This window comes from Microvirga sp. P4_G7, from assembly GCF_056401005.1.
The window spans coordinates 1-3393 of the sequence record NZ_JBFUKD010000413.1; the positions used below are offsets into that span (position 1 = coordinate 1).

Here is a 3393-nt window from a genome sequence, read left to right on the forward strand (position 1 = left end):
TGTCGAGCTTGGTCAGAGCAATGCCATCGATGCCCGAAGTCCGGACGGTTTGCCGCACCAGGGTCGAGTCGAACCAGCCGCAGCGACGCTTACGTCCGGTGACGACACCGAACTCTTTGCCCTTTTGACCGATCAGCTCACCGATCTCATCGAACAGTTCCGTTGGGAAAGGGCCCTCACCCACACGGGTCGTGTAGGCCTTCGCGATGCCGAGTACATAGCCGACGGCGCCGGGGCCGAGGCCTGAGCCGGTCGCAGCTTGGCCGGCGACCGTGTTGGACGACGTCACGAACGGATACGTGCCATGATCCACGTCGAGAAGCGCGCCCTGCGCACCTTCGAACAGGATGCGTTTTCCAGATCGGCGTTCCTCGTCGAGAAGCCGCCAGACAGCATCCATGTAAGGCAGCACCTTCGGTGCCACGCTCGCCAATTCTTCATAGATCGCGGCGGCGTCGAATTCGGCGAGCCCGAAGCCTCGGCGAAGAGCGTTGTGGTGGACGAGCAGCCGGTCGATCTTGTCTCGCAGAGACGTGAGGTCGGCGAGATCCATCAAGCGGATCGCGCGACGACCTGCCTTGTCCTCGTACGCAGGGCCGATGCCACGCTTGGTGGTGCCGATCTTCGTGCCCGCAGCGCCGCTTTCACGCAGCGCATCGAGTTCCCGGTGGATCGACAGGATAAGCGTGGCGTTCTCGGCGACGCGCAGATTGTCGCGCGTGATGGAAACACCCTGCTCTTTCAGTCGATCGACTTCGGAGGCGAGAGCGTAGGGGTCGAGCACGACGCCATTGCCGATGACCGACAACTTGTTGGGCCGGACGACTCCCGAGGGAAGAAGCGAGAGCTTGTAGACGGTTTCGCCGATGACGAGGGTGTGGCCGGCATTGTGCCCGCCCTGGAATCGCACGACGACATCCGCCTGTTCGGACAGCCAATCGACGATCTTGCCCTTGCCTTCGTCGCCCCACTGGGCGCCTACGACGACCACATTCGCCATCGCTCAAGCCTCACATAAAAAAACCCCGGCGCAAGGCCGGGGTTTGGGTTGAAAAACCTTGCAAAGTCTCATGATGGATCAGGCCCGCGAGGTCAAGGCAAAATGGGCCTTGTCCCCACGCCGCCAGATATCAACGAAGTCGGAGAATGCCCGGGACGCTCAAACGTGTCGGTGGATACGCACGGCACACCCACAATCAGGCGCGCCCTCGCGCGCTTTTCTCTGGTTTCACCCGATGGGCGAGGAAGTTGCGGATCTCGCGCGTCCGCCGCTCCGTTAGGAGAACTTCATCATCGAGCCCATAGCGCCAGGCGAGATCGAATCGTGTCGGCTCCGCGTGCAGGGTTTTGAGATCGGCAACGTAAGATGCCGCCTCTTCCGGCGTGCGGCAAAAGCCTTCGTCCACCAGCATTGCGGTTCGGCGTCCGAGAATGACGGCGAGTTCTTCGAGACTGAACTCCGGATGATATTGCACGCCCCAGAAGGTCCCGCCTCCGACGGTGATCTCCGCCGCCTGTACCACGGAAATGGAATTTGTGGCGAGAACCTTGGTCTCGCCCGGTGTCACGGTCACCATATCGAGATGGATGGCGGGGGCATCCCAGGCAGCCGGGCGGCCGGCGAGCATAGGATGGCTAACGGCGGTCTCGGTCCGCGTCAGGCGACGGGCAAACCCGATCTCACGGCCAACCGGGTTCTTCCGTACGTCTCCACCTGCGGCCACGGCAGCAACCTGGAGACCCCAGCATGAACCGAAAGACGGCGTTCGGGATGCATAGACGGCGCGCATCAAATCGGTCTGCCGCAGGATGTCGGGCGTTGCATCGTAGATATTCAGGTGCGAGCCGGTCAGGACGATCCCATCATAGGACTCGAGCCCAGACGCATCGGGAAGGTTGGCGCCCTCGTCTGCGGGAAACGCGAGATCGCAAAGGATGTCCGCTTCGGCATCCTGGAGAACGGCAGCATAGGATTCCGACGGCATGAGTCCATAGACGGCCTTGTGGGCCTGCCTTGCGCTACGCGTATTGCCCTCGATAACCAGAAACCGTAAGGCCATGAAGCTTCGACGCCTCCCTTTCGGCCGGTTTACCCGATCGGCATTCGGGAGCAAGAGCGCTGAGGTTCTATTGCCTATGACATTCCTGCGAGCGCTCTGGACCTGGTTCTTCGGGCAAGCCTACCTGCTGCTGATCGTCACCACCCTCTTCTGGGGCGGCAACGGAGTCGCCGGGCGGCTTGCCGTAGGGGAAGTGTCGCCCATGGTCCTGGTCTGCCTGCGCTGGGTGATCGTCGTCGCGGTCATGCTGCCCTTCGTCTGGAAGGACCTCGTTTCAGCCTGGCCGATCATCAAGGCGAATCGCTGGCTCGTCATCCTGATGGGCACGTGCGGCTTCACCGCCTTCAACGCACTCTTCTACGGGGCAGCGCATTTCACCAGCGCGGTCAACCTTACGATCTTCCAGGGTGCGATACCGGTCTTGGTGCTGCTCGGCGCTGTCCTGTTCTTCCGCGCTCGAATACTGCCCCTGCAGATCATCGGCATGGTCATCACTCTTGTCGGCGTGGTCGTGATTTCGGTCCAGGCGGATCTTTCGATCCTGAAGTCGTTGGGCTTGAATTTCGGCGATGTCCTGATGTTGATCGCCTGTGTGTTCTATGCCGGATACACGCTCGKCCTGCGTCAGCGGCCGGATCTGCCGGGCTTCGTCTTCTTCGCGGCGCTCGCGCTCGTCGCGTTCGTCTCGTCGCTGCCATTGCTTGCCGTCGAGATCGCCAGCGGCAAGGCGCAATGGCCGACGCCGATCGGCTGGGCTGTCATGCTGTACGTCGGTCTGTTTCCGTCGTTGTTCTCGCAGATCCTATATATCCGCAGCGTCGAACTGATCGGCCCGGCGCGCGCCGGATTGTTCGTCAATCTCGTTCCGGTGTTCGGCGCTCTGCTCGCCGTCGTGCTGCTCGGCGAGCCCTTCGCTTCTTACCACGCCATCGGACTGGCAATGGTGCTCGGTGGCATCTGGCTGGCGGAGCGGCGGGGATAGGGCTTAGAAAGCTTTCGGTAGGCCGGCCTGCTTCAAAATCCCGTTTGCCGTGTGCCGTGACTTGATCTTGCCATCGACTGTCACTTTTTGCCCTGTCCCCGCGTGTCTCCAGATCTCGTGATCGCCACGTCCCTGACGCAGGAAGACGAAGCCGCCTTCTCCCAAAATGCGACGGACGGTCGGAGCAAAATCATTCATCCGTGATCCATGGCGTGCGATGGATGATTTTCATTGTGCCCCAACAGCGATCGCCGCCTCTCAGGCCGTACCGGTTAGGCTGCGGTCGTGACCCTATCATGAGCGTATGCGATGAAATCGATCTCGATCTCGTCCGGACGATCGGCTTCATCT

General features: G+C 61.4%; 4 protein-coding genes. 1 reads left to right on the top strand and 3 read right to left on the bottom strand.

All coding sequences use genetic code 11. The features are described 5' to 3' along the window. Positions 1 to 1000, bottom strand: a 1000-nt coding sequence (locus tag AC1DT3_RS15540; protein ID WP_477466147.1) for an adenylosuccinate synthase, incomplete at its 3' end; no start/stop codon positions are given. A 196-nt stretch (positions 1001 to 1196) separates the two neighbouring features. Beyond that, positions 1197 to 2060 (bottom strand): type 1 glutamine amidotransferase, encoded by an 864-nt coding sequence (locus AC1DT3_RS15545; RefSeq protein ID WP_477466148.1) that lies wholly within the window; start codon positions 2058 to 2060, stop codon positions 1197 to 1199. Between the two features lie 76 nt (positions 2061 to 2136). On the opposite strand from AC1DT3_RS15545, the gene AC1DT3_RS15550 reads away from it, so the two are divergent. After that, on the top strand, positions 2137 to 3042 hold the full coding sequence (locus AC1DT3_RS15550; protein ID WP_477466149.1) for a DMT family transporter: 906 nt from the start codon (positions 2137 to 2139) through the stop codon (positions 3040 to 3042). A 3-nt stretch (positions 3043 to 3045) separates the two neighbouring features. Here AC1DT3_RS15550 and AC1DT3_RS15555 read toward each other — a convergent pair whose 3' ends face one another. Then, positions 3046 to 3240 (bottom strand): type II toxin-antitoxin system HicA family toxin, encoded by a 195-nt coding sequence (locus AC1DT3_RS15555; RefSeq protein ID WP_477466150.1) that lies wholly within the window; start codon positions 3238 to 3240, stop codon positions 3046 to 3048. Positions 3241 to 3393: the final 153 nt, after the last annotated feature.